Annotated in this window: 23 protein-coding genes; 14 read left to right on the top strand and 9 right to left on the bottom strand. The window is 72.3% G+C overall.

Annotated features, from left to right (window positions below; translation table 11 throughout):
- Positions 1-3 precede the first annotated feature (3 nt).
- The gene (locus ABEA24_RS23730) at positions 4-939 is read left to right on the top strand and encodes a YihY/virulence factor BrkB family protein (protein ID WP_345433200.1); all 936 of its coding nucleotides are present in this window, start codon (positions 4-6) and stop codon (positions 937-939) included.
- A 135-nt stretch (positions 940-1,074) separates the two neighbouring features.
- Positions 1,075-1,917 (top strand): TauD/TfdA dioxygenase family protein, encoded by an 843-nt coding sequence (locus ABEA24_RS23735; RefSeq protein WP_345433201.1) that lies wholly within the window; start codon positions 1,075-1,077, stop codon positions 1,915-1,917.
- Between the two features lies 1 nt (position 1,918).
- Here the strand turns inward: ABEA24_RS23735 and ABEA24_RS23740 are convergent, their stop codons facing one another.
- The 4 genes from ABEA24_RS23740 to ABEA24_RS23755 all read right to left on the bottom strand — a co-directional run bounded on the left by ABEA24_RS23740 (position 1,919) and on the right by ABEA24_RS23755 (position 6,768).
- Positions 1,919-2,386, bottom strand: coding sequence for a hypothetical protein (locus ABEA24_RS23740; protein WP_345433202.1), 468 nt, complete (start codon positions 2,384-2,386; stop codon positions 1,919-1,921).
- A gap of 125 nt (positions 2,387-2,511) precedes the next feature.
- Positions 2,512-4,140 carry a phospholipase C gene (locus tag ABEA24_RS23745; protein WP_345433203.1) on the bottom strand — a complete coding sequence of 543 codons (1,629 nt, stop codon included), beginning with the start codon at positions 4,138-4,140 and terminating at the stop codon, positions 2,512-2,514.
- A gap of 229 nt (positions 4,141-4,369) precedes the next feature.
- On the bottom strand, positions 4,370-5,605 hold the full coding sequence (gene efeB, locus ABEA24_RS23750; RefSeq protein WP_345433204.1) for an iron uptake transporter deferrochelatase/peroxidase subunit: 1,236 nt from the start codon (positions 5,603-5,605) through the stop codon (positions 4,370-4,372).
- On the bottom strand, positions 5,602-6,768 hold the full coding sequence (locus ABEA24_RS23755) for an EfeM/EfeO family lipoprotein (protein WP_345433205.1): 1,167 nt from the start codon (positions 6,766-6,768) through the stop codon (positions 5,602-5,604). The genes efeB and ABEA24_RS23755 overlap by 4 nt, the downstream gene beginning before the upstream one ends.
- A 313-nt stretch (positions 6,769-7,081) precedes the next feature.
- Between ABEA24_RS23755 and ABEA24_RS23760 the strand changes: the two genes are divergently transcribed.
- Both ABEA24_RS23760 and ABEA24_RS23765 read left to right on the top strand, forming a co-directional pair.
- Positions 7,082-7,993: a ferredoxin family protein gene (locus tag ABEA24_RS23760; protein WP_345433206.1), complete on the top strand. Its 912-nt coding sequence runs from the start codon at positions 7,082-7,084 to the stop codon at positions 7,991-7,993.
- Positions 7,994-8,151: 158 nt separating this feature from the next.
- Complete coding sequence (locus tag ABEA24_RS23765) at positions 8,152-8,448, top strand: WhiB family transcriptional regulator (protein WP_345433207.1); 297 nt, start codon at positions 8,152-8,154, stop codon at positions 8,446-8,448.
- 80 nt (positions 8,449-8,528) lie between these two features.
- Here ABEA24_RS23765 and ABEA24_RS23770 read toward each other — a convergent pair whose 3' ends face one another.
- Together ABEA24_RS23770 and ABEA24_RS23775 are read right to left on the bottom strand one after the other, a co-directional pair.
- Positions 8,529-9,116 (bottom strand): dienelactone hydrolase family protein, encoded by a 588-nt coding sequence (locus ABEA24_RS23770; protein ID WP_345433208.1) that lies wholly within the window; start codon positions 9,114-9,116, stop codon positions 8,529-8,531.
- Positions 9,117-9,133: 17 nt separating this feature from the next.
- Complete coding sequence (locus ABEA24_RS23775; RefSeq protein WP_345433209.1) at positions 9,134-9,781, bottom strand: phosphoribosyltransferase; 648 nt, start codon at positions 9,779-9,781, stop codon at positions 9,134-9,136.
- A gap of 170 nt (positions 9,782-9,951) precedes the next feature.
- Between ABEA24_RS23775 and ABEA24_RS23780 the strand changes: the two genes are divergently transcribed.
- Positions 9,952-10,653 (top strand): hypothetical protein, encoded by a 702-nt coding sequence (locus ABEA24_RS23780; protein WP_345433210.1) that lies wholly within the window; start codon positions 9,952-9,954, stop codon positions 10,651-10,653.
- Positions 10,654-10,767: 114 nt separating this feature from the next.
- Here ABEA24_RS23780 and ABEA24_RS23785 read toward each other — a convergent pair whose 3' ends face one another.
- Together ABEA24_RS23785 and ABEA24_RS23790 are read right to left on the bottom strand one after the other, a co-directional pair.
- On the bottom strand, positions 10,768-12,324 hold the full coding sequence (locus ABEA24_RS23785) for a glycerol-3-phosphate dehydrogenase/oxidase (protein ID WP_345433211.1): 1,557 nt from the start codon (positions 12,322-12,324) through the stop codon (positions 10,768-10,770).
- Positions 12,321-12,905 carry a TetR/AcrR family transcriptional regulator gene (locus ABEA24_RS23790; protein WP_345433212.1) on the bottom strand — a complete coding sequence of 195 codons (585 nt, stop codon included), beginning with the start codon at positions 12,903-12,905 and terminating at the stop codon, positions 12,321-12,323. Before ABEA24_RS23790 ends, ABEA24_RS23785 begins: the two co-directional genes overlap by 4 nt.
- Before the next feature lie 54 nt (positions 12,906-12,959).
- On the opposite strand from ABEA24_RS23790, the gene ABEA24_RS23795 reads away from it, so the two are divergent.
- From ABEA24_RS23795 to ABEA24_RS23810, 4 genes are all read left to right on the top strand, one after another.
- On the top strand, positions 12,960-14,528 hold the full coding sequence (locus ABEA24_RS23795; RefSeq protein ID WP_345433336.1) for an FAD-binding oxidoreductase: 1,569 nt from the start codon (positions 12,960-12,962) through the stop codon (positions 14,526-14,528).
- Between the two features lie 280 nt (positions 14,529-14,808).
- A complete protein-coding gene (locus tag ABEA24_RS23800; protein ID WP_345433213.1) occupies positions 14,809-15,696 on the top strand; it encodes a diacylglycerol/lipid kinase family protein in 888 nt (295 codons plus the stop codon).
- Between the two features lie 54 nt (positions 15,697-15,750).
- A complete protein-coding gene (locus ABEA24_RS23805) occupies positions 15,751-16,578 on the top strand; it encodes a hypothetical protein (protein ID WP_345433214.1) in 828 nt (275 codons plus the stop codon).
- An 87-nt stretch (positions 16,579-16,665) separates the two neighbouring features.
- A complete protein-coding gene (locus ABEA24_RS23810; RefSeq protein ID WP_345433215.1) occupies positions 16,666-16,827 on the top strand; it encodes a YccF domain-containing protein in 162 nt (53 codons plus the stop codon).
- 5 nt (positions 16,828-16,832) lie between these two features.
- Here ABEA24_RS23810 and ABEA24_RS23815 read toward each other — a convergent pair whose 3' ends face one another.
- Positions 16,833-17,234, bottom strand: coding sequence for a YccF domain-containing protein (locus ABEA24_RS23815; RefSeq protein ID WP_345433216.1), 402 nt, complete (start codon positions 17,232-17,234; stop codon positions 16,833-16,835).
- Positions 17,235-17,608: 374 nt separating this feature from the next.
- Here ABEA24_RS23815 and ABEA24_RS23820 point away from each other — a divergent pair, with 374 nt between their 5' ends.
- From ABEA24_RS23820 to ABEA24_RS23840, 5 genes are all read left to right on the top strand, one after another.
- Entirely contained in the window at positions 17,609-18,877 is a 1,269-nt protein-coding gene (locus ABEA24_RS23820; protein ID WP_345433337.1) for an RNA-guided endonuclease InsQ/TnpB family protein, read from the top strand.
- A 199-nt stretch (positions 18,878-19,076) separates the two neighbouring features.
- Positions 19,077-19,661 carry a hypothetical protein gene (locus tag ABEA24_RS23825; RefSeq protein WP_345433217.1) on the top strand — a complete coding sequence of 195 codons (585 nt, stop codon included), beginning with the start codon at positions 19,077-19,079 and terminating at the stop codon, positions 19,659-19,661.
- 87 nt (positions 19,662-19,748) lie between these two features.
- Positions 19,749-21,245, top strand: coding sequence for a metallophosphoesterase family protein (locus ABEA24_RS23830; RefSeq protein ID WP_345433218.1), 1,497 nt, complete (start codon positions 19,749-19,751; stop codon positions 21,243-21,245).
- Positions 21,246-21,348: 103 nt separating this feature from the next.
- Positions 21,349-21,963 (top strand): DUF4234 domain-containing protein, encoded by a 615-nt coding sequence (locus ABEA24_RS23835; protein ID WP_345433219.1) that lies wholly within the window; start codon positions 21,349-21,351, stop codon positions 21,961-21,963.
- A gap of 248 nt (positions 21,964-22,211) precedes the next feature.
- Positions 22,212-23,996: a bifunctional 3'-5' exonuclease/DNA polymerase gene (locus tag ABEA24_RS23840; RefSeq protein ID WP_345433220.1), complete on the top strand. Its 1,785-nt coding sequence runs from the start codon at positions 22,212-22,214 to the stop codon at positions 23,994-23,996.
- Positions 23,997-24,006: the final 10 nt, after the last annotated feature.

The following is a 24,006-nucleotide window of genomic DNA, read 5'->3' on the forward strand; positions in this document are numbered from 1 at the left end:
GTTGTGACCACCGCCTCCGACGCTCCGACAGGCGTTGCCGAGGTGTCCGCCGTCTCCCGGATGCGCACCGCCCTCTGGCAGATCCTCCGGGGCACCACCGTCTCGGCGTTCCGCTACCGGGTGACCGGCCTGGCCGCGGAGGCGGCGTTCTTCACGCTGCTGTCGCTGCCGCCCCTGGCCCTCGGGCTGATCGGCATGATCGGCCATTTCCGGAACGTCCTGGGCGCCGCGACGATCGCCGAGACCCGTGAGTGGGTCCTGGACCGCGCAGAGACGGTGCTCACCGACCAGACCGTGAAGTCCGTGGTCGAGCCCCTCCTCGACGAGGTCCTGCGCGGCGGCAAGGTCGGGATCGTCTCACTGAGCTTCCTGATCTCCCTGTGGGCCGGATCCCGGGCTCTCAACGTCTACGTCGACACGATCACCATCGCGCACGGCCTGTCGGGCGTCCGCGGCGTGATCCGGACCCGCCTGCGCGCGTTCTTCCTCTACCTCGCCGGGCTCGGCGTCGGCCTGATCATCATCCCCGTCCTGGTCGCCGGGCCGACGCTGGTGCTGCACTGGATTCCGTCCGGCGCCGTGGTCGTGCGCCTTCTCTACTGGCCGATCCTCGTCATCGTCGCGGTCATCTTCCTGGCGCTGCTCTACCACCTCAGCGTCCCGGTGCGGACGGCGTGGTGGCGTGAGGTGCCGGGCGGGGTCACCGCCCTGGCCATCTGGGTGCTCGGCAGCCTGATCCTCCGGCTCTACCTGGACGGCTCCACGTCGGCGGTGTCGGTGTACGGGTCGCTGGGAGCGGCCATCGCCGTGCTCGCCTGGCTGTACGTCACCGCGCTCGCCGTCCTGATCGGCGCCGCCCTGAACGCCGAGATCGACAAGCTCTGGCCGGGGGAGTTCACCTCCCGCGCCCGCCTGGAGGACGACGCCCCCGGGCGCTGACCCACGCGGCCGTCTCACCTGTCACCGACGTGACGTCGGGCATCCCATCCCGCCCAGGGGTGGTCAGGCGTGCGGAAAAGTGGCAACCTAGCGATTGCTTGTGTACGGCGGGGTTCACCGACGGAGGCTCCCGACATGATCGAATTTCATCCCGTAACGCGGCACATCGGCGCCGAGGTGACAGGGCTGGACCTGCGCAAACCACCGTCGGACGAGGAGGTCGCGGAGATCCGCCGGGGCCTGCTCGAGTACCTGGTCCTGTTCTTCCGCGATCAGGAGATCACCGACGAGCAGCACCTGGCGTTCGCCGAGCGGTTCGGCACGCTCAACGAGCCGCCGATGAAGACGTCGACGAGCGCGATCCACATCCTCGACCAGAAGGACCCCAAGGGCGAGGGCGGAGACTCCTGGCACAGCGACAACACCTTCATGAAGGTGCCTCCGATGGGGTCGCTGCTGCGCGCGGTGATCCTGCCGGATGTCGGCGGCGACACCAACTGGGCCAACATGTACCTCGCCTACGAGTCGCTGCCGAAGTCGATCCAGCGGCTGTGCGACGACCTCGAGGCCGAGCACGACCTCACGATGTCGGTGACCAAGGCCATCAACAAGGGCCACCAACTGGACCTGGCCGAGATGCAGCGCAAGTGGCCGCCCGTACGGCACCCGGTCGTGCGCGTCCACCCGGAGACCGGGCGCAAGGCGCTGTTCGTCAACCGCAGCTCGACGACCCGCCTGGTCGGCCTCGACGACCGCGAGAACGAGGCGCTGCTCCCGCTCCTGCAGGACGCCGTCCGCTCGCCGGAGTTCCAGGTCCGGCTCAAGTGGCGGGTCGGCACGCTCGCGTTCTGGGACAACCGGCCCACCCAGCACTACGCGGTCGCCGACTACACCCAGCGCCGCAAGATGCACCGCGTCACGATCAACGCGCCCGCCGAGATCGACGACGGCGTCCCCAAGGGCCCGCAGTCCGCGTAGTTCACGAGCCGACGCGGTCCATCGCCGTCGAAGATGTCGCCCCGGTCGTGAACGGCCGGGGCGGGGCCGAAGGCCGCAGCACGGGGGACGCCTCGCCGTCGTCCACGGCCAGCCGCCGGACGAGCTCGACGAGGGCGCCGGCCTGCGCCACCGGCGCCCAGGAGGCCAGCAGGTTCATGGCGTCGGGCAGGGCCTCGGCGAAGACGTGCTCGACGACGTTCCCGACGTTGCCCTCGAGCTGGAGCAGGAACTGCAGCGGAGGCTTCTCGCGAGAGTAGACCGCCAGCGTGAGCGGGCCCGTGGCGAACTCCTCGTCGCCGATCCGGCACCACGGCTCGAAGCCGAGCGCGGCCATCGCGGCGTACACGTCGCCGCCCTGCGGGTCGCACGCTGCCATCACCGGGTCCTCGCGCTCCGTCCACTCGCCGTTGACCAGGCACCATGCGGGAACGGGCTCCATCGCGATCACATCGTCACGTTAGGACTCCGCCGGAGCGCTCGCGAGGGCGCCACGCCATGAGCCCGGAACCGGCGCCCGTACGGCGGAAGCCCCCGCCGAGGCGGGGGCTTCCGGGAAAGGGTGGTGACTGCGGATCAGCCGGAGACCGGCGCGCCCGTCTTCGGGTCGAGGATCAGGCGACCGGCACGCGGGTGCCAGAAGTCGAACATGCCCCACAGGCCGCCGGCCCGCTGGTCGAACGACGCGTCGCCGATCCGGCCGACGCCCCAGTTGTCCTCGATGAACTTCAGCACCGACGTCTGCTCGGTGTAGCGGTGGTCGACGTGGTTGACCTTCGCGTACGGCGAGATGACGAGGAGCGGGAGACGCTGGCTGGGGCCGCAGCGGTCCTGGTAGCCGCCGGCCGCCTTGGCCGTGCCGCACAGCGCGGACTGGTCCGCCGCGGCGTCCGCCGAGCCGTTCAGGATCTTCGGGGCCTTGTGGTCGTACCAGCCGTCGGAGTCGTCGTAGGCGATGACGACCGCCGTGGACTTCCACTCCGGCGACTTCTGGAGCTTGTTGATCGTGTTCACGACGAACTGCTGCTCGTCGAGCGGGTCGGAGTAGGCCGCGTGGCCGTCCTGGTACTCGGCCGCCTTCAGGAAGCTGACCGCGGGCAGGTTGTTCGCCGCGAGCGCCGAGTCGAAGTCGCTCAGGTCGTACTGGTGGTTGGCCTGGTCGGTGTGGCCGATCGCGGCGACCGAGGACGGCGCCAGGTGCTTCTCGTTCGCCGTCGACTTGTAGTACTGGAACGGCTCGTGGTGCGGGCTGTAGTCGGTGGCCGTGTTGCCGCCGACGTTCTGGTGCGTCGCGCCGCAGACGGCGTAGCCGTTCGCCGTGCCGGTCGGGCGGAAGCCGCCCTGGAACCAGCCCCAGGTGACCTTCTTCTCGTTGAGCAGGTCCCCGACGTTCTTCCCGGTCATCACGGCCAGGTTGTTCTTCGAGGTGTGGTTGCTGCCCGAGCAGTCGTCGAACGCCGGGTCGGGGTCGTTGATGACCGTGCCGACGCCGTCCTTGTCCGGGGACTGCACGACGTAGGAGTCACTGACCTTGGCGTGCTTGACCGGGTCGACCGCGTAGCCGCCGTGCGTCTGCCCGGAGATCAGGTTCAGCGCCCCCGGGGTGGACGGGCCGAAGACCGTGTCCCAGGAGTTGTCGCTCATCGCGTAGTGCTGCGCGTAGTTCCACAGCCCGGTGACGGTGTTGCCGTCGTAGTAGTCCATCACCAGGCCCGGCTCGCCGAACAGGATCGGCTGGCCGGTGCACTTGTCCTTCTCGGTGGACTGGACGAACTTGTCCATCGCGCCGCCGTTGACGGCCTTCTGCTCGTTGGCGTACCCGTGGTCCTGGTCGCAGGTCATCGCCTGGGCAGGCGTGAGGCGCTTCGGGTTGTACTGGTTCGGGTTCTTCGTGAGCAGCTTCTTCGTCAGCCCGTCGACCCGGGGCGTGTGCCGCGCGGCGGTGAACTTCGTCCCGTCGGTGTTGGCGGCCTTCGGGTAGGTGCCGAAGTAGTGGTCGAACGAGATGTTCTCGTCGAACAGCACGACGACGTGCTTGATCGGCGTATTGGTGCGGACGGGCCTCTCGGCCGCGGTCAGCGAGGCACCCTGGTGCTGCTCGCCGCTCGCCCAGCTCGGCACCGTGGCGAGCGCGAGCGCTCCGGCCGCGGCCACCGAGCCGGCGATCAACGCCGACCGCCGGCCCTTCCACTTTCCGGGACCCATCGTGTTTCCTCCTGTGAAGGTTCTGCTGCGCCGGTCCTCGGGCGGAGTCCCGGACAGCCGGGATCCCATCGGGCCGGGTCGACGATCACGCTGACGTATGGTGACGAGGACGTAAACAGCTCCCCATGACTCCTTCAAGAATCTTTAACTGATCTTTATCCGATCCTGGGGGTATCTGTCCCTCGAACGGGGTGATTCGCCCACTTCGGGCTTCATGCCCCGTCAGGGGTCAGCTCAGGAGGGCGCGGGCGAAGAAGTCCGTGGAGTCCCGGACGCCGGGCAGCGCGAAGAAGTAGCCGCCGCCGAACGGCCGGATGTAGTCGGTGAGCGGCTCGTCCTTGAGCCTGTGCTGGACCGTCTCGAACTGCCGGGCGACGTCCTGCTGGTAGCAGGTGAAGATCAGCCCCATGTCGAGGTCGCCGACCGCGTCCACGCCCCGGTCGTAGTTGAAGCCACGGCGCAGGATCCGGCTGTCGGCGGTCTGCGGCGTCCGGGGATTCGACAGCCGGATGTGACTGGTCAGCGGGATGACCTTGCCGATCGGGTCCGCGGCGTAGCGGGGCTCGTCCAGCTCGTGGTTCCCGTCGAGCGGGGCGCCGGTGTCGCGGCTGCGGCCGAACATCTGCTCCTGCTCGTCGAGCCCGACGCGGTCCCAGAACTCCACGAGCATCCGGATGAGCCGGATCACGAGGTACGAGCCGCCGGCCGTCCAGGCCGGTTCCGGCGCGTTCCGGCCCTTCCCGGTGGTCCCCGGGGCCGCCCAGACCAGGCGGCTCATCGCTCGCGGGTCGGCGACGTCGGGGTTGGAGATGCCGTCCTTGAACCCCATGAGGTTGCGCGGCGTGCCGCTGGGCCGGGGCGGGCTGGAGAAGCCGTTCATCCGCCACCGCACCTGCATGGCGCCGCGCGTGTGCCGGGCGACGTCCCGCAGCGCGTGCACGACCGTGTCGTCGTCGTCGGCGGACAGCTGCAGGCTGAGGTCGCCGTGGCACCACGCGGACTCGAGCGCGTCGTTGGGGAACATGGGCATCTGCGTCAGCCCGGGCGGCCTGCGGCCCGCCAGCCCGTACCGGTCGTCGAACAGCGACGCGCCGACGCCGACCGTCACCAGCAGCCCGGCCCCGGGCACGTCGGGCCCGAGCACGCCGGAGTCGGCGGGCGGCGCGGCGATGCCGGTGTCGCCCGGCGCTCCTCCGCCGGTCAGGGCGCGGGCGCGGTCGGTGAGGGTGCGGAACAGCTCGGTCAGCTCACTACGGCCGGCGGCGGTGGCGTCGAAGGACACGACGACGGTCCGCCGTCGCGTCCGCTCCAGGATGCCCGCCTGGTGCTCGCCGTGGAACGGCCGCGTCGCCGCCTCGGTGGCTCGGGCGGGCGAAGCCGCGCCGGCCGCGGACGGACCCGCCACGGCCCCGGCCACACCGGCGGCCAGCGCGCCGCGCAGGAAGGATCGGCGGTCGGTCATCATCCCCCGCTTCCCTGGGAGCGCCGCCGTGGGGCGCAGATCGTGGCGATCGAGGCGAGCCGTTCGAGGAGCTCGCCCACCGTGCCGTTCAGGCGTTCGCGGTCGGCCTGTGAGAGCCGGTCGACGGACGACCGTCCCCTCAGCAGCGCGGCCATCCGGTCCATCCCGGCGTCGACCCCGGCCAGGCCGGGGTAACGCGGGCGCAGCAGCGGGCGGAGCACGTCCACCAGCTCCCGGGTGCCTTCGAGATTGGCCTCGGACGTGCGCAGCGTGGTGCCGCTGCCCTGGTCCGCCTCGCCGGTGAGCTGGAACTGCAGGGTGTTCTCCAGGATCTCGTGCGCCCGCAGGGGCAGGTCGGCCGGGTCGATGCGCTCGTTCGGGAAGTCGGACCGCAGGGCGCGGACGTCCCGGGCGAGACGGTCGGTGACGCGGGCCAGGGAGGACGCGGACTCGCCGTGCCACAGGCCGTACTCCACGCGGTGGAATCCGGTGAACCCGGGATCGTGCACGCCGCCGGGCAGCCCCTCCGTACGGCCGTCGATGCTGCCGTCGAAGTCGCCGAAGGTCCCGTACGCCGCCCCGAGGCGTTCGTAGGCCAGGTGCGCCGGGGTCCAGGCGGCGCGCGCCGCGTCGAGGTCGCCGTCGTCGACGGCCGAGCGGAGGGCGTCGGTGCGCTCCACCAGGCGGTCGAGGCCCGCGGCGACGTACGCCTGGTACGAGCGCGTGGGCGCGTAGAGGTCGTTCTCGGAGACGGGGACGATCGCGGCGGCGCCGCGTCCGGAGCCGGTGATCCGGGTCACGGGACCGGTGACGGGGTCGCCGGGCCCGTCCTGCACGCAGTGGAAGGCGTACGCGCCCGGGCCGAGCGTGATCCGCAGCGTGCGGGTGGTCCCGGGGCCCACCCCCTCGGCCTCGGCGTACACCCCGCCCGTCGCGGGGTCGATGAGGGTGACGTCGGCCGCGGTGTCACCGTCGTTGCGCATCGGCAAAGCCTGCGGGCCCAGGCGTAGCGGAGGCCGGCCCGTGCCGCAGCCGGAGGCGCCCGCCTCGATCGCGGGTGCCGCCGACGACGCCCGCGGCGCCGGGCGCGCGAGGTCACCGGCCGCGACGAGCAGCAGCGCCGCTCCCGCGACGACCGCCGGAGCGCGCATCGAGACTTTCGTCACCATCGTCCTCAAAAAGGGGGCTCACCACGCGGGATCGTGCTCCGTTCCGCGTGGCCGGCGGCGCCGGTCCGGCGACGTCGGCCGCCGGCGGCGGCGCACGGGACGCCACTGTATGACGCCCGGCACGGCGTTCTCGCGGGTATCCCCGGGCACGGCCGGGTCCGCGCCGTCGGTTCACCGCCCCGTCACCGGCGCGTCACCAGGGCGCATGGGCTCCGGAGAAGTTAGATCGCGCGACGAAGGGTTAGGTTAGGGTTACCTAATCGGATCGGCGCCGCCGATCCCCGACCTCATCCGATCGACGGGGGACTCCTTGGCGGACCGCCGCTGCACCCACTGCCCCGGAAGCCATACCGGGGAGCGCCCGTGCCTGGCCAGCGCCACGACGAAGGCGCGTTCGTGGCTGCTCATCGAGCACCCGGGTCCCTGGGCCGAACGGATCGAGGACACCGACCTACCCGAGCCGGTCGCCGAGGCGCTGGCGCGGGCCGCGCGGCACGGCGTGCGCGCCCAGTTCATCCGGGTTCCCGGTCGGCGCCGCGCGACGCCTCCGTTGTGGGTGTACACCGGGTTCTCCGGCGACACCGCCCCGGACGGCCGGCCCGTGACGCCGTGGCTGGAGGGGCGGGAGCTGGCCGATCCGGCGGAGCTGGCAGGCCTGGACCTGGCGTCGGTGGCCGCGGGGCGCGCCCCCGGGTTCGGCCCGCCGGTCGCGGATCCGCTGCTGCTGGTCTGCGCCCACGGGCGGCGGAACGCCTGCTGCGCGCGTACCGGCGCGCCGCTGGCCCGCGCCCTCGGCGAGCGCTTCGGCGATCAGGTGTGGGAAACGACACACGTGGGAGGCGACCGTTACGCCGCCAACCTCGTCTGCCTCCCGCACGGCCTGTACTACGGGGACCTGGACGAGCAGGGCGCCGTGGCCGCCGCGCGGGCGTACCATCGCGGCGAGGTGACGCTCGACCGCTACCGCGGCCGGGCGGGTCTGCCCGAGCCCGTGCAGGCCGCCGAGCACTTCGTCCGCGAGCACACCGGGATCGTCGCGGTGGCGGATGTGACGGTGGAGTCCATGATCGCCGACACCGCCGTCGTACGCGCCGGCCTGGCGCGATACCGCGTCCGGGTCGAGCGCGTGGACCCCGGCGCGTGCGGTCCGGGATGTTCGGAGAACCTCGCCACGTATGTTAAAAGGGAGGTGGCCCTTCTCAACGGGGCGGCCCTCGTGTAGCCTCTGCGAGGCCCTATTCGTCGTTCCCGTGCGGACACGGCGGCTCTCAGGGAACATCACGGCCCTTCAAGACGTTGCAAGGTTTTGCGCGCGTTCTTACTGATATGGCGCCCGTGACCGAAATTTGCTCACCCAGCAAGCTACGAGGTGGTAGTTCTATGGCTCAGGTACGTCGGCAGGCAAACCTCCCCCGTCCCAGCTGGGGCTGGCAGGACGCTGCCGAGTGCCGGGGGGAGGACCTCATCCTGTTCTTCGGCCCCGACGGCGAGCGTCAGCCGGAGCGTGAGATCCGCGAGCGTAAGGCCAAGGCCGTGTGCATGCGCTGCCCCGTGCGCACCGACTGCCTTGACTACGCCGTCTCCCGGCCCGAGAAGTATGGCACTTGGGGCGGTCTGAACGAAGACGAGCGCGCGTCCGAGCGTCGCCGTCGCATGCGTCGCGCCAACGCCGCGTAGCGTCCCCCCGCTACCTGCGGCTTCGCGACGAGGGCCCGATCGCGGGCCGGTCGGCCAGAGCGCCGAGCAATCCAGAATTTTCACCCCCTCATATGGCGGGCGAACCAGTTTTCCGCAAGCCGGGCGACCTCCTCGAGAGCGCCCGGCTCGGCGAACAGGTGGCCCGCACCGGGTACCACGACGATCGCCTTCTCGGCCGGCATCCGCGCGGCCGCCCGCTCGTTCAGCGAGAGCACTTCCAGGTCGCGTCCGCCCACGATCAACAGTGTAGGCGCACGTACGACCGCTAGAGCCTCGCCGGCGAGGTCCGGGCGGCCGCCCCGGGATACCACGGCCGCCACCTCGTCCGGGCGCTCGGCCGCCGTGACCAGGGCCGCGGCCGCTCCCGTACTCGCCCCGAACAGGCCCATCGGCCGGGTTCCGGCCCAGTCCACGACGGCGGAAAGTCGTCGTGCGAGCAGCGGAATGTCGAAGCGCAAACGGGCCGTCCGGGTGTCTTCGAGCTCCTCTTCCGGCGTGAGCAGATCGAACAGCAGAGTGCCGAACCCCGCCGTGTTCAGCGCGGCCGAGACCTGCCGGTTGCGAGGGCTGCGGCGGCTGCTGCCGCTGCCGTGCGCGAAGACCACCAGACCGCGTTCGCCGTCGGTCAGGTCCGCTTCGAGCGACACGCCCGCCGCCGGGATCCTCACAGGAGCCTCTGCACGTCTTCGTCGGACAGCTGGTCGAAGTGCACGTACCACTGGCCCACCGCGCGGAACGTCCAGGGGGCGGCCAGCACCACGATCTCGTCCGCGTCGCCGGCCAGCGCCTTGACCGTCTGGGCCGCTCCGACCGGCACGGCGAGCACGAGCCTTGCCGGATCTCCCGCCCGGACCGCCGCGAGCGCGGCACGCGCCGTCCCTCCGGTGGCCAGCCCGTCGTCGACGACCACGACGTCCCGCCCCTTGACGGGCGGCAGCGCCCGGTCTCCCCGGTAGGCCTCGATCCGGCGCCGCAGCTCGGCCCGCTCGCGCCGTACCGTCTCGTCCAGGTCCCGCTCGGTCAGGCCGACGCGGCGCATGAGGTCGGCGTCGAAGACCGGATCCCCGCCCTCGGCGATCGCGCCGACGCCCAGCTCCGGCTGGCCCGGACAGCCGATCTTGCGCGTCACCAGGACGTCGAGCGGCGCGTCCAGGCGGCGCGCGATCTCGCGGCCCACCGGAACGCCGCCGCGGGGCAACGCGAGGACGAGCGGATCGGCCAGCCGCAGAGGCATGATCTGCTCCGCGAGCAGCCGTCCGGCCTCCGCCCGGTCGGTGAAAGGCAGCCGTACTCCCTGACGGCTCCAACCCACGATGACCACCCCGCGCTTGTCAGCGGCCGTTCTCCTTCAAGCCCTACCCCGCGGTGGAGATGTGCATCCGGCCGTCCGTCGGGTAGGAGTATGTAAAGCGCAATCCCCCATCAATCGGACAGACCTGCGCGGCGCTGCCCCCGCAGCGGATCGCGCGAAGGGGGGACGGTGTGAGCCGCGCCGAGGAACCGTACGGTGGGAACGCCCCGGCATCCGACCAGCCCAGGCTGCCGTTCGTCGATCCCATGCTTCCGGACCCGACGCTCGGAGCCTCCGGCGACGACCTCGCCGGGGCCCCGCACGAGCGGGTGGACACGCTCATCCGCCGGCTGTTCGCGGTCGGCCTCGACCTGCACGGCGCACTGGGCCATGTCCAGGCGCACGTGGACGAAGAGGGGGCCGTCCGCATGATCCAACAGGCGATCGCCGGCCTGGACGAGGCGATCAAGGACTTCCGGGGCGCGATGCTCGACCTCTGGCCGCCGGTCTGGACCGCCCCCGGCATCCGCTCGAGCATCGTACGAGCGGTCGAACGCGCGTACGGGCCGGGCACCGCGCGTCCCGTCATCACCCTGAGCGGTGGGGCGGACCTCCCGGACGGGGGGATCGCGCACCAGGTCGGCGCGGTGCTCCAGCAGATCTTCGACCTGATTCCCGCCGACCGGCTGGCGGGCGCGCGGGTGGAGATGGCCTCCGACCCCCGCCCACCCGGCCGGCTCACCGTGCACATCGACGTCCCGGGCGCGGACCTGGGCGACGTCGCCGCCCGTCTCGGCGCCTCCGAGCCGCGCGTCACGGTCTCCAGCGAGGCTGTCACGGCGCCGGCGTCACGGTCGCACATCCACCTCGAATGCGTCGCCCCGGCGCGATGAGCGAGTCCGGCGGTCCGCCCGCACAGCGGGCGTTTCCCCGGGTTCGGATCCGGTCGGGCGCTGGTGATCATCAACGTCGCCCTCACCGCCGGGTGACGACGCTTCCGCGCACGTTCAGCGGGAGCCGGTGCCGGCCGGCGCGTGCGCGAGGGCGCGGCGGGCGGCGGGGAGGGCGGCCTCCCGGTCGGCGGCGATGAGGCCGATACGGGTGCGGCGGTCGAGGAGGTCCGACTCGTCAAGGGCGCCTTCGTGCAGGACCGCCCAGACCAGTTCGGCCCCGATGATGGCCGAGCCCGGCGCGATGGGTTCCAGGAGGGAGGGGTCCGCCGCCGCGAGCGCGGCGATGGCGGGCGCCTCCGCGCCGTAGCGCCGAACCAGGCGCGCGGGCGCGGTCAGGCGGCCGAGCTCCAGGCCGGTCGCGGCGCCGACCAGGGGCAGGCGGGCGGTCCGGCAGGGCCCGGCCGTGAGGCCGCGCTCCTCGATCGCCGCGTCGACGGCGTCCTGGGCCATCCGGCGGTACGTGGTGAGCTTGCCGCCGACGATCGTGACGACGCCGTTCGCGCCCCTCAGCACGGCGTGCCGCCGCGACAGGTCGGCGGTCCGGCCGCCGGGGCCGTCGAGCAGCGGGCGCAGCCCGGCGTACGCGCCCGCGACGTCGGAGCGGCGCACGGGCACCTCCAGCGCCGAGTCGACGAGGTCGAGGAGGAACCCGATCTCGGCCTCGGTGGGCTGCGGTATGTCCGGGATCGGGCCGTCCACGGGCTCGTCGGTGAGGCCGACGTAGACCCTGCCGTCCTCCTGCGGCAGGACGAGCGCGAACCGCCCGGACGCCCCCGGAACCGGCAGGTGGAGCCCGGACTGCGGCGCGCCGAGCGCCTCGGCCCGCAGCACGAGGTGGGTGCCGCGGGAGGGCCGCAGCCGTACGCCCTCGGCGAGCCCGCCCGCCCACACCCCGGTCGCGTTGATCACCGCGCGGGCCCGGATGACGAGCTCCTCCCCGGTCCGCTCGTCCCGGACGTGCGCGCCGTCGCCGGTGAGGGCCAGGGCCCGGCAGCGGGTGACGATCCGCGCGCCGTGCGCGGCGGCCGTCCGCGCGATCGCGGTGACGAGGCGGGCGTCGTCGGTGAGCTGGCCGTCCCAGGACAGGATCCCGCCGCGCAGCCCGTACGAGCGCAGCGCCGGGGCGAGACGCAGCGTCTCGACCGCGGACAGGCGGCGCGGCCGGGGGAGGATCGCCCGGGGGGTGCGCGCGGTCAGCCGGAGCAGGTCGCCGGCCCGCATCCCGGCCATGGCCGCGGCGGCCGAGGAGCCGGAGACCAGGGGCGTGAGCGGCAGCACGAACGGCAGCGCCCGCACGAGGTGCGGTGCGATGTGCTCCATCAGCAGGCCGCGTTCCACCGCGCTCTCGTGCGCGACGCCGAACTGCCCGGAGGCCAGGTAACGCAGGCCGCCGTGCACGAGCTTCGAACTCCAGCGCGACGTGCCGAAGGCGAGGTCGTGCGCGTCGATCGCGGCCACGGACAGGCCGCGCGAGGCGGCGTCGAGGGCGGCGCCGGCGCCGGTCGCGCCGAGCCCGACGACCAGGACGTCGACGACCTCGCTCTCGGCGAGCGCCGCGAGGTCGCGGGCGCGGCGGGCGGCGTTGAGGGAGGACGTGGCAGGGGATGTCATGGGGCGAGGTACCTCTCGAGGATCTGCCGCAGCTCCTCGTCGAAGTCCTCCGGCGACAGGGCCGGTCCGCCGTCGGTGACGATGTGCCCGGACATGGCGAAGGACTGCACGATGAGCAGGACGGCGCGGGCCTGCCGCGCGGGGTTGCCGGCGCGGATGGTCCCGTCGCGGTGGCCGGCACGCAGGGTCTTCTCGAAGGCGCGCAGCATGGCGTCCTGGCTGGTGCCGCGCCGCTGGAGGAGGTAGGGCAGCAGGATCTCGGGGTCCACCTCGAGGATCTTGAGGAACAGCGGGTGCTCGCGGAGCGCCGCGACCCCGGCGACGAGGGCCTCCACCGCGCGGGGGCGGACCGGGCCGCCGTCGGCGGGCGGGGCGACGGGGGCGACCACCCCGGCCCACTCGCGGGTCATGAGGTCGGCGACCAGGGTGCTCACGTCCGGCCAGCGCCGGTAGATCGTCATGCGGGACACGCCGGCCCGGCGGGCCACGTCGGTGAGGGTCGTGCGCCGTACTCCCACCGCGAGGACGCAGTCGCGGGCGGCGTCGAGCATCGCGTCCTTCTTGTGACGAATGGACGTCATGTGTCACAGTGTAAAGGGCGAGTATGCCCGGAGGAAGGGGAGGCCTTGACGGCGATGCTGTGGAACGGCTGGGGCGATCCGGATCGGGCCACGCGACTGCCCGACTCCGTCGTCGGGCTGCTGCGGGAGCTGCTCGGCGTCCGGCCGGACCCGGCCCCGCCGGTGCCGCTGGAGGACCTGGCGCCGCCCGCGCCGCGCGCCTGCGCACGGGCCCTGGAGGAGATCGTGGGCCCCGACCACGTGCGGACCGACGACGAGGCGCGGATCCGGCACACCCGCGGCAAGTCCACCCTGGACCTGCTGCGCATCCGCGCGGGCGACGCGCGCGACGCCCCGGACGCCGTCGTGCTCCCCGGCGACCACGAGGAGATCCTCGCGGTGCTGGCGCAGTGCTCGCGCGAGCGGATCGCGGTCGTCCCCTTCGGCGGCGGCACGTCGGTCGTCGGCGGGCTCACGGCGGAGGGGGAGTCGTTCGCCGGGGTCGTCGCGCTCGACCTGCGCCGCCTCGACCGGCTCACCGCCCTGGACGCCGTGTCGCGCACGGCGACGCTGCAGGCAGGCCTGCGCGGCCCGCGCGCCGAGGCGCTGCTCGCCGAGCGGGGCTACACGCTCGGCCACTACCCCCAGTCGTACGAGTGGGCGAGCATCGGCGGGTTCGCCGCGACGCGGTCGTCCGGCCAGGCGTCGGCGGGGTACGGCCGGTTCGACGAGATGGTCGCCGGGCTCACCGTCGCGACCCCGCGCGGCACCCTGACCCTCGGCCGGGCTCCCAAGTCCGCGGCAGGCCCCGACCTGCGCCAGCTCGTGCTCGGCTCCGAGGGTGCCTTCGGCGTCATCACGGACGTGACCGCGCGGGTCCGTCCGCTGCCGGAGGTCCGCCGGTACGAAGGCTGGCGGTTCGCGTCGTTCGCGGAGGGCACCGCCGCCGTGCGGGCCCTGGCCCAGGACGGACCGTTGCCGACCGTGCTCCGGCTGTCCGACGAGACCGAGACGATGATCGGCCTGGCCCGGCCCGACGAGATCGGCGAGGCGAACGGCGACGGCTGCCTGGCCGTATGCGGGTACGAGGGCGCGACGGAGGAGGTGGCCGGCCGCCGCGCCGGCGCCCACGCCGTCCTGCGCGCGCACGGCGGGAATCCACTGGGCGAGGGCCCGGGGGAGAGCTGGGCCGCCGGGCGATTCTCCGCGCCGTACCTCCGCGACGCCCTGCTCGACGTGGGCGCCCTCGCCGAGACTCTCGAGACCGCCGGCTTCTGGTCGGACCTTCCCCGGCTCGAGGAGGCGGTGCGGCTGACGCTCGCCCGCGAGCTCCCGTCCTCCCTGGTGATGTGCCACATCTCGCACGTCTACCGCGACGGAGCCTCGCTGTACTTCACCGTGGTCACCGCCCAGGGCGACGAGCCGCTCACCCGGTGGGGGCGCGCCAAGGCCGCGGTCAACGACGCGATCATCGAGGCGGGCGGCACGATCAGCCATCACCACGGCGTCGGCACCGACCACCGTGACCGGCTCGTCGACGAGATCGGGCCGCTCGGCGTCGAGATGCTCCGGGCGGTCAAGGACCGGCTCGACCCGGCGGGGATCCTCAACCCGGGCGTGCTGATCCCTCCCGCCCGCGGATGACCCGCACGACCCGAGCGGGGTCCGCCGATGACCGCGCGGTCCGGCGGGGCCTGCGACGTGCCGGTGACCGTACGGTCCGGCGCGCGCCGCGACGTCCGGTGACGGTACGGTCCGGCGCGGGCGCTGCGACGTTCGGCGACCGTACGATTCGGCACGGCCGTGCCGTGTCGGCGACCCTTACGGTCCGGGACAGGCCACGCGCCGTGCCGATGACCCGTACGATCCGGCGGAGGGCCCGCACGCTGCCGGGCCTGCGGGTATCGGGAGAAGGGTGCTGAGGATGCGATCGTTCACCGCCGTGGTGAACCCTGCGGCGGGCGGCGACGCGGCCGCCCGGCTGATCCCGGTCGCGCGGCTGCTGCGCGAGGCCGGCGCGGAGATGACCGTGGAGTACAGCCGCAGCCTCGAGCACGCGGCCGAGCTCGCGCGCACGGCGGCGGACAAGGGCCACGCGGTCATCGCCGCGGGCGGCGACGGCATGGTCGGCGGACTGGCCGGGGCGCTGGCGGGCACCGACGGCCTGCTGGGCATCCTGCCCGCGGGCCGGGGCAACGATTTCGCGCGTCAGCTCGGGCTGCCCGACGAGCCGGACCGGCTCGCCGCGCTGCTGCTGGAGGCCGAGCCCCGGCGGATCGACGCGATCGAGGTGACGTCGCCGGGCGGCGCGGCACGCGTCGTCGCGGGCAGCGTGTACGGCGGGGTCGACTCCGTCGCCAACGCCCACATCAACCGGCTGACCCGGCTGCCCGGATCGCTCGCGTACTACCTCGGCCCGTTGCGCGCGATCGCCACCTGGCGCCCGGTCTCGTACCGGATCACCGTCGACGGCGAGCTCCACGAAGAACGCGGCTACACGGTCGTCGTCGCCAACTCCGGCTACTACGGCTACGGGCTGCACATCGCACCCGACGCGGCGCTCGACGACGGGCTGCTCGACGTCGTGATCATCCGGCACGCGCCCAAGCGGCTGTTCTTCAGCGTCATGCGGGAACTGCCGCAGGGCACGCACGTACGCCGCCCGGAGATCGAGGTCCTGCGGGGCCGCGAGGTGCTGGTCGAGGCCGACCGGGAGATCCCGTACGGCGCCGACGGCGAGCTGCTCGGCACGCTCCCGGCGACGGCCCGCGTGCTGCCCGGCGCCCTCAACGTCATCGCCGATCCGGCCTGACACTTGGCGCGAGGTTTACCGGTCCGAGACGGGAACGGCGGTACGTTCCCCGTTGTGATCCGTGATTCGGGGGCGATCACTTTGAAGCACGCGCTGGCCGCACTGGCGGGCATCGCGGTGGGCCTGCCGGTCCTGGCGGCCCTGGCGTCCAGGCAGGACGGGCAGCCCGCCGGAGGGCTGCCGGCCCGGTATGTCCCGTGGGCCCGCGTGGGGCACCGCGTCCCGACGCCGTTCGCGGACCGGCACGCGACGGAACACCCGTCCGCCCGCACACCCACCCGGTACGGTTCCGCGCGGGCGATGCCGGCCCCCTCGGCCCGGACGACGCTCCGCGGCCCGAATCCGTACCGCCGGCCCGTCCCGAGTACGTACCACGCCCCGACCGCCTACCGCGGCCCGAGCCAGACCGCTCCGCGCGACGCAGACCGGACCGCCGCGGAGGGGCTCGGCCGGACGCCGGAGCCGAGCGGAGCGCTCACCGACGAACGCCTGAACCGTCCGGCCGACCTGGAGCTGTCCATCGCCGCGCCGTCCACGGTCCGGCCCGGCGGCCGGTTCTCGTACTCGATCCGCCTGACCAACCACGGCCCCGGAACCCCCGGACCGATCACGGTGCGCAGCGCCCTGCCGGCCGGCACCGTACGGACCGGTGCGTGGCTGCCCACCGGCGTCGACGGATACACCGGTGCCCGGGAGGCCGCCCTCGTCGTGCGCCGGCTCGAACCCGGCAGGTCGCTGGCCGCGCGGTTCGACGTCAGAGTGCTGCCGGAGACCCGTGGCGAACTCATCACGCGTGGCCGGATCGCCGCCGTCGGCGGTGGCCCGGACCGCGACCCCGATGACGACGCGACGCAGGTCTCCACCGTCGTGCGAACGCACTGAGTCCGGCTCTCAGGACGGCGGGAATCGGCGGCCGTGATCGTAGGTATGACCGGATGACCGACATCGGATCGGGAGAAGAGCCGGCAGATGAGGACGATCCTGAACGTCATCTGGCTGATGTTTGCTGGGTTCTGGCTGGCGCTCGGCTACTTCCTGGACGGGATCGCCTGTATGGCAGCCTGCTGTTCCGGTGCCATGTCGGGGAATGACTTCCTTGTCATGCTTGCCAATGCTCGGGCTTGGGAGTGAAGACTCTAACGCCCGGCAAACCCTTGATCGGTAGGTACCACGTCACGCCCCAAAGGCATGAGCGAGATTGGGATGAGCTTCAAATTGGCCCACCCGAACGGGATGCCAATGATCGACAGGAACAGCGGGATGCTCGTGATCAGGTGTCCCAGAGCCAGCCACCATCCCGCGAAGATCACCCAGATCACGTTGCCGATGAACGACGGCGCCCCGGCGTTCGACCGCTCCACAGTGGTGCGGCCGAACGGCCACAGGACGAACCCAGCGATGCGCAGCGACGCAATGCCGAACGGGATGGTGACGATCAGTATGAAGCAGATCAGTGCAGCGATCACGTAGCCGAGCGCCATCCAGATGCCGCAAAAGAACAGCCACAGGATGTTCAGTAGCAGGTTGATCAGCTTCATGATCGGCACCTCTCCAGGTCGCTCCGCCAGCATTGCCTGCCAAGACAAGTATCAGTTGGTTAGGTGCTCAGACGGAACCGTTGCGGTCTTGTAGCGCGATCAGGAGCGTACCGGGAACGACCCCGTCGGGATTGCGGCCTTCCGGATCGGCGTCTTCGCGCCTGTGGCCGTTCGGCAAGACGGTGGTGCGGCGGGGCGACGCGCGGTGATGTCCGCGATCGTGATCGCCACGGGTGTGCGGCCGCAGGAAGCGGCGAAGTAGGACGGGGACCATAGGCGCTTCGACAGGTGGGCGTGGTCGGGTTCGGCGTTGAATTCGTGGAGTTCGGTGCCGATGTCGGTGCGTACTTGTAATGTCACTGACTGTGAAGCTGATGGTGCAGGTGAAGCTGCTGCCGACGCCTGAGCAGGCGGCGGCGCTCGCGGCGACCCTGCCCCTGTGCAACGCCGCCGCCAATGAGGTGTCGGCGCTCGCGTTCGAGCAGGGTGTGTTCGCCCGGCAGAAGCTGCAAAAGCTCGTCTACGCGGATTTGAAGGCGCGGGGTTTGTCGGCGCAGCCGGCATTACATGTGATCCGTAAGGTCGCCGACGCCTACACCAGCCTGCACGCCCGGATCGAGGCGGGCCTGCTGGGTGGTGAGGATTCACCTCGGCGCCGCAAGGCAGTCTCCAAGCCCATCGCCTTCCGGGCTGATGCGGCGCAACCGTTCGATGACCGCTGCCTGTCGTGGCAGATGGACGCCCGGACCATCTCGATCTGGACTGCCCAGGGCCGGGTCCGGAACATCGCCTTCACCGGCGAGCCCGGGCAGTTGAAGTTCCTGGCGGCCCACCGCAAAGGCGAGACCGACCTGGCGTGCCGTGACGGAGTGTTCTTCCTGATCGCGACGTGTGAGGTCGAAGAGGCCCCGCAGGCCGAACCCACCGATTGGATCGGGGTCGATCGCGGGATCGTGAACCTGGCCACCACCTCCGACGGGGACAACCACCAGGGCAAGGGCCTGCAGCACTATCGCAGACGCCAAGCCCGGTTGCGCACCGAACTACAGACCAAGAAAGCCGCAGGGAGCCGATCGGCCGCGCGCCGTCTGGCCCGCCGCTCACAGCGAGAAGCGCGACACGCATCCAACGAAAACCACAAGATCAGTAAGCAGATCGTGGCCGATGCCCGACGCACCGAACGCGGTATCGCACTGGAGGAACTCAGTGGGATACGCGATCGGGTACGGCTCAGGCGGCACCAGCGGGCCACGCTCTCTTCCTGGCCGTTCCACCAGCTCGGTGAGTTCCTCCAGTACAAGGCCCTGCGGGCCGGGGTGCCGTTCGTGGAAGTGGACCCGGCCTACACCTCTCAGCGGTGTCCTGTGCCGTGGTGCGGGCACACCGGTCGGGCCAACCGGCCTGATCGGGATACTTTTTGTTGTCGCCGGTGCGGGTTCGCTGGCCCCGCCGACGTCATCGCCGCCATGAACGTCCGGCAACGGGCGTGTGTGGCGTGGGCATTCGTCAGCATGCCCGTCCCCGACCCCGGCATTCGGGGGAAGGGAGATGCGACCCCGGCACGACAGCCAGCCGCGACGGGGAGCGCAACAAGGTGTGAACGCCCGAGCCGCAAGCCCGGCCGTACACGGCCGAGAAGCTGACGCTGATCCCGGTGTCGCTGCCGCTGGGGCGTGAGATCGTCTCCTCCGACGACTCGCACGCCTTCACGGTGGGCTGACGCGCCTCCGGGTCGGCCGGTGCTCACTCGTGCCAGCCGGGCTCGTCGCCGCCGGGTGATAAAGATCATCCTCTTCGCCCGCGGTCTGGACAGGCAGTCGGCCGCAAGGACACACTTGGCCCATGTCAGCGGCCACGCCGTTGCCCAAGCAGGGCGACGTGTTCTTCGACGCCCGGGGAGCGGACCGCGCCCTGCGGCTGAGCCGCCATCCCGACGCCGGCGTCGTCGTGCTGAGCCTCTGGAACGGCGGCGTGTGCCAGGGCACCTTCCGGATGCCCGCCGACCAGATCGCCGCGTTCGCGGAGACGCTGCTCAGCGCGGCGCCCGAGGCCAGGCCGCGGCTGCCCCAGACCGGCCAGTACGAGCCGCCCGCCGAGCGGCAGGAGCCCGTGCCCGGCGGCCGGTCCCCGCAACACGAACCGCCCGCCGAGCGGCAAGAGTCTTCGCCCGGCGGACCGTACGAGCCGCCGCCTGCCGAGCGGTACGAGCCCTCGCCCGGCGGCCAGTACGAGCCGCCGGCCGCCGAGCGGTACGAACCGCAGCCCGCGGGCCGTTACGAGCCCGGGCCCGGCGTCCAGTACGCGCCGTACGAGCCACAGCCGGCGGGCCGGTACGAACCGGAGCCCGCGGGCCGTCGCGCACCGGAGCCCGTGGACGGGTACGACCTGCCGCCCGCCGGTTCGCATGAGCCGCCGACGGTTCCCTGACCCGCGAGCCTCTCCACAAGCCGGACCATCTGGCCGGATTGTGACGAACGCCGGACATACGGTGACGGTCGCTGTTACGGTGCCCCGGTGCCCCCCTCTTCCCGCGACTCCGCAGCCGATGCCGGCTGGACGTGCCGGGAGCCGGGAACGTACACCTCCCTGCTGCCCGCGGACACCCGTGACCTGTCCTGGACGCGGCCGGCGACGCTCTGGCGGGCGCGCAACGACGTGCTGGCGCGCTGGTTCGGTGACCCCACCGACGATGAGCGGGCGCGCTGGGTCGGTGAGCAGCTCGCGCGCGGCGCCGACCCGGAGTTCGCGATCCCGCGTGATGATCCCGACTCCTTCTCGTTCATGATCCTCGGTGACACCGGCGAGGGCGACGGTTCGCAGTACGCCGTGGTGCCCGGTTTCGAGAAGGTCGGCGCGGGCACCCGCTTCGCGATCATCGCCAGCGACGTGATCTATCCGACGGGGAGCGTGAACGAGTACCCCGCGAAGTTCTTCCGGCCCTATCAGGGCTACGACGCGCCGATCTACGCCGTGCCCGGCAACCACGACTGGTACGACGGCCTGGGCGGCTTCATGCACGTCTTCTGCGGCGCGCCGCCCCTGTCGCCGGACGGACGGCCGAAGGCGCTGTCGGCCGCGTGGTGGCGGCGGCTGTTCTGGAAGGAGCCGGACGTCGCCGACGAACGGCTCCTCGCCGCGGGGGAGGCCCTGCGGTCGGCGCCGGAACAGCGGGCGGTGCAGCCGGGCCCGTACTGGGTGATGGACGCCGGGCCGCTGCGCATCATCGGCATCGACACCGGCATCCTCGGCGGGATCGACGCCGACCAGGGCGCCTGGCTGCGCAGGGTGTCGCAGGGGCCCAGGCCGAAGATCCTCATCACCGGCAAGCCGCTGTACGTGGACGACGCCCACCATCCCGGCCCGATCGCGGGCGGCGGCACCGTGGACGACATCGTCCGCGACCCGGCCAACAACTACGTCGCCGCGATCGGCGGCGACATCCACAACTACCAGCACTATCCGGTGCAGGTCGGTGACCGCGTCATCGAGTACATCGTCTCGGGCGGCGGAGGCGCGTTCATGCACGCCACCCACACCATCCCGCGGGTGAGGGTGGGCGGCGTCACCGAGAAGGAGTTCCGCTGCTATCCGCTGCGCGGCGACTGCCTGGCCTTCTACAGCCGGCTGTACGGCAGGCGACTGCGGCTGCGGCGGTTCTTCGAACTGACCGAGGACCAGGCGGCGGCCGTGATCTCCCAGCGGCTGGAGATGCCGCCGAACCGCGCGACCGAGGCGGCGGTGACCTGGCGCGCCCGGCTCGTCGCGTCACTGCTCGGCGTGCCGCCGCGCCCGCACCGCCGGTCCCGGCTGCGGCTTCCGGTACGGCGCATCTACCAGCGGTTCCTCTCGCCGATGTCCGATTCGAACCACCCGCCGCTGTTCAAGAGCTTCCTGCGTCTCGACGTGACGCCGGAACGGTTGCGGATCCGCTGTTTCGCCGCCACCGGGTGCCGCGAACACGAGCTTGACCCTCCCATCGAGGACGAGATAACGATTCACTTGCCGCAATAACGAATCACCGGGAACCTCCGCATCTCCGGACGCGTCGATCAAAGATGTCCCTTATGGCCGCCCGAGAACGGCCGTGATCCCCTAACTCAGGAGTAACCCCTTTATGAGTAACCCCTACCCCCCGCCCCAGCAGTACCCCGGAGGGCAGCCGCAGTACCAGGGCCAGCCCCAGCAGCAGTACCAGGGGCAGCCCCAGCAGCCGCAGTACCAGGGCCAGCCCCAGCAGCAGTACCAGGGGCAGCAGCAGCAGTACCAGGGGCAGATGGTCCCCGCCCAGCAGGGCGGCGTCGCCGCCCCGCAGCACGGGCAGCCGGCTCTCATGGGCATCCAGATGAAGCGCCGCAACCCGGTCGGCGTCTGGCTCGGCCTGCCGCTGATCACCCTGGGCATCTACAACCTGGTCTGGTACTACTCGGTCCACGCCGAGCTGGCGAACTTCGACCGCCGCCGTCAGATCAGCGCCGGGATGGCGATCTGCTCGTTGCTGTTCGGGTGGATCACGCTGTACATCTGGCCGCTCATCTCGTGGATCAGCCTCGGCGGGCACATCCGCGAGGCTCAGCGGGCCGCCGGCCTGCAGCCCACCTGCAGTGGTGGCATGGGCTTCCTGCTGGGCCTGATCGGCTTCGGCACGCTGTACTACCAGATCCAGCTGAACAAGGTCATCGACCGGTACAACGGTGCACCCACCGGCGCGCAGGTTCCGCTCGCCGCCTGATGGCGTGAGACGCCCGGGGCCGGCCGGACCCGGCCCCGGATCGGTCCGGCGACCGCTCTCGGCCCCGGCCCCGGCCGCCGGAACGCCCGCGGGCGGCGTCGATCCGGGCCCCGGCCGCCGGAACGGCCACAAACCGAGCCGGATGCGGACACCCGGCCGCCGGAGGGAGGCGGCGCGGGTACCGAGCCACCGCCGTCGCGCGCGGCTTCCTTGTCCGAATCGTCGGTGGGTCCGGGCAGAATCGACCCATGCGGATCGCAGTCGGCGCGGTGGGGGAGGGCGGTGTCCTGCAGCCCGTCACGGAGGACGGCACCCCGGTCGGTCCGGCCGAGCCGGTCGCCGACCTCGTCACCGCGATCGCGCGGCGCGAGGCCGCCGCGTCCGCGCCCGGCGGAGCGCGAGGCGACGCGGCGACCCCGCCCGGCGGAAGTGCCACGGCGGCGCCATCCGGCAGGGCACGGCGCGACGCGGCGTCCCCGCCCGGCAGGGCACCAGGCGACGCGTCCCCGCCCGGCGGCGCACGGGGTGACGCGGCACCGTCCGGCGGCGTCCGTTGGGTGTGGGCGTCGACCGCGGACCTCTATCCGCGCCTGCTGAAGGCCGGAGTCCGCGTCGCGCGCTGCCACGACCTCGAACTCACCGAGACGCTCCTGCTGGGGCACGCCGGCCGGTTCGGGGAGCCGCGCTCGGTCGCGGCGGCCCTGGCCCGCCTGCACGGCCGGCCGGTCCCGGACGATCCGGTCGCCGGTGACGACCTGCCGACGCTGTTCGACGAGGGTCCCTCCGATGACATCGACGCGATCGTCGCCGTCCACGCGGAGCAGCAGCGCCGGGTCGCCGAGACCGGGCTGCGGATGCTCGTCGCGGCCGAGTCGGCGGGCGCGCTCGTCGCGGCGGAGATGGGCCACGACGGTCTGCCCTGGCGTGCCGACGTCCACGACGCGCTGCTGACCGAGCTGATGGGGCCCCGGCCGGCGCCGGGCCTGCGGCCGCGCGGGCTCCAGCACCTCGCCGACGGGATCGGCGACGCGTTCGGCCGCCGGATCAACCCCGACTCGCCGTCGCAGATCGTCAAGGCCTTCGCGCAGGCGGGCGTGCGGATCCCCTCGACGCGGTCGCACGTGCTCCGGGAGGTCGAGCATCCCGCCGCCCGGCTGCTGCTGGAGTACAAGGAGCTGGCCCGCCTGTACGTCGCGCACGGCTGGTCGTGGGCCGACACCTGGGTGCGCGACGGCCGCTTCCGCCCGGAGTACGTCGTCGGCGGCGTCGTCTCCGGCCGCTGGGCGACCAACGGCGGGGGAGCGCTGCAGATCCCCAAGGTGCTGCGGCGCGCGGTCGTCGCCGATCCGGGCTGGAATCTCGTGGTCGCCGACGCCGCCCAGCTGGAGCCGCGCGTGCTGGCCGCGCTCGCCGGAGATGGGGCGCTCGCCGCCGCCGCGGGCGAGAACGACCTGTACTCCGCGCTGGCGGGCGCCTTCGGCGGCGCCCGCGACAAGGCCAAGATCGCGATGCTGTCCGCGATGTACGGCGGCACGAGCGGGGAGGCGCCGCAGCTGCTGGCGGTGATGCGCCGGCGGTTCCCCGCCGCGTACGACTATGTCGAGGCGGCGGCCCGCGCGGGTGAGGCGGGCCGAGTGGTGCGGTCGCGGCTCGGGCGCACCAGTCCGCCGCCGTCGCAGGAGTGGCGCGACCTCGCCGTCCAGGACGGCGGTGGCTCGGCGGTGCGCAGCCGCGGCCGGTTCACCCGCAACTTCGTGGTCCAGGCGAGCGCCGCGGACTGGGCGCTCGTGCTGCTGGCGGCGCTGCGCCGCAGGCTGACCGCCCTCGGCGCCGGCGACGGCGTCCGTGCGCCCCGGCTGGTCTTCTTCCAGCACGACGAGGTGATCGTGCACGCTCCTCAGGAGCTGACCGAGGCGGTGATCGCCGCGGTCCGGGAGTCGGCGGCGGAGGCGCGTCGCCTGGTGTTCGGCGACACACCGGTCCGCTTTCCGATGGAGGCCGTCGCGGTGGAGTGTTACGCCGATGCCAAGTGACGGTGGTGAT

It is taken from the genome of Actinoallomurus vinaceus, from assembly GCF_039542055.1.
Classification (GTDB): domain Bacteria; phylum Actinomycetota; class Actinomycetes; order Streptosporangiales; family Streptosporangiaceae; genus Actinoallomurus; species Actinoallomurus vinaceus.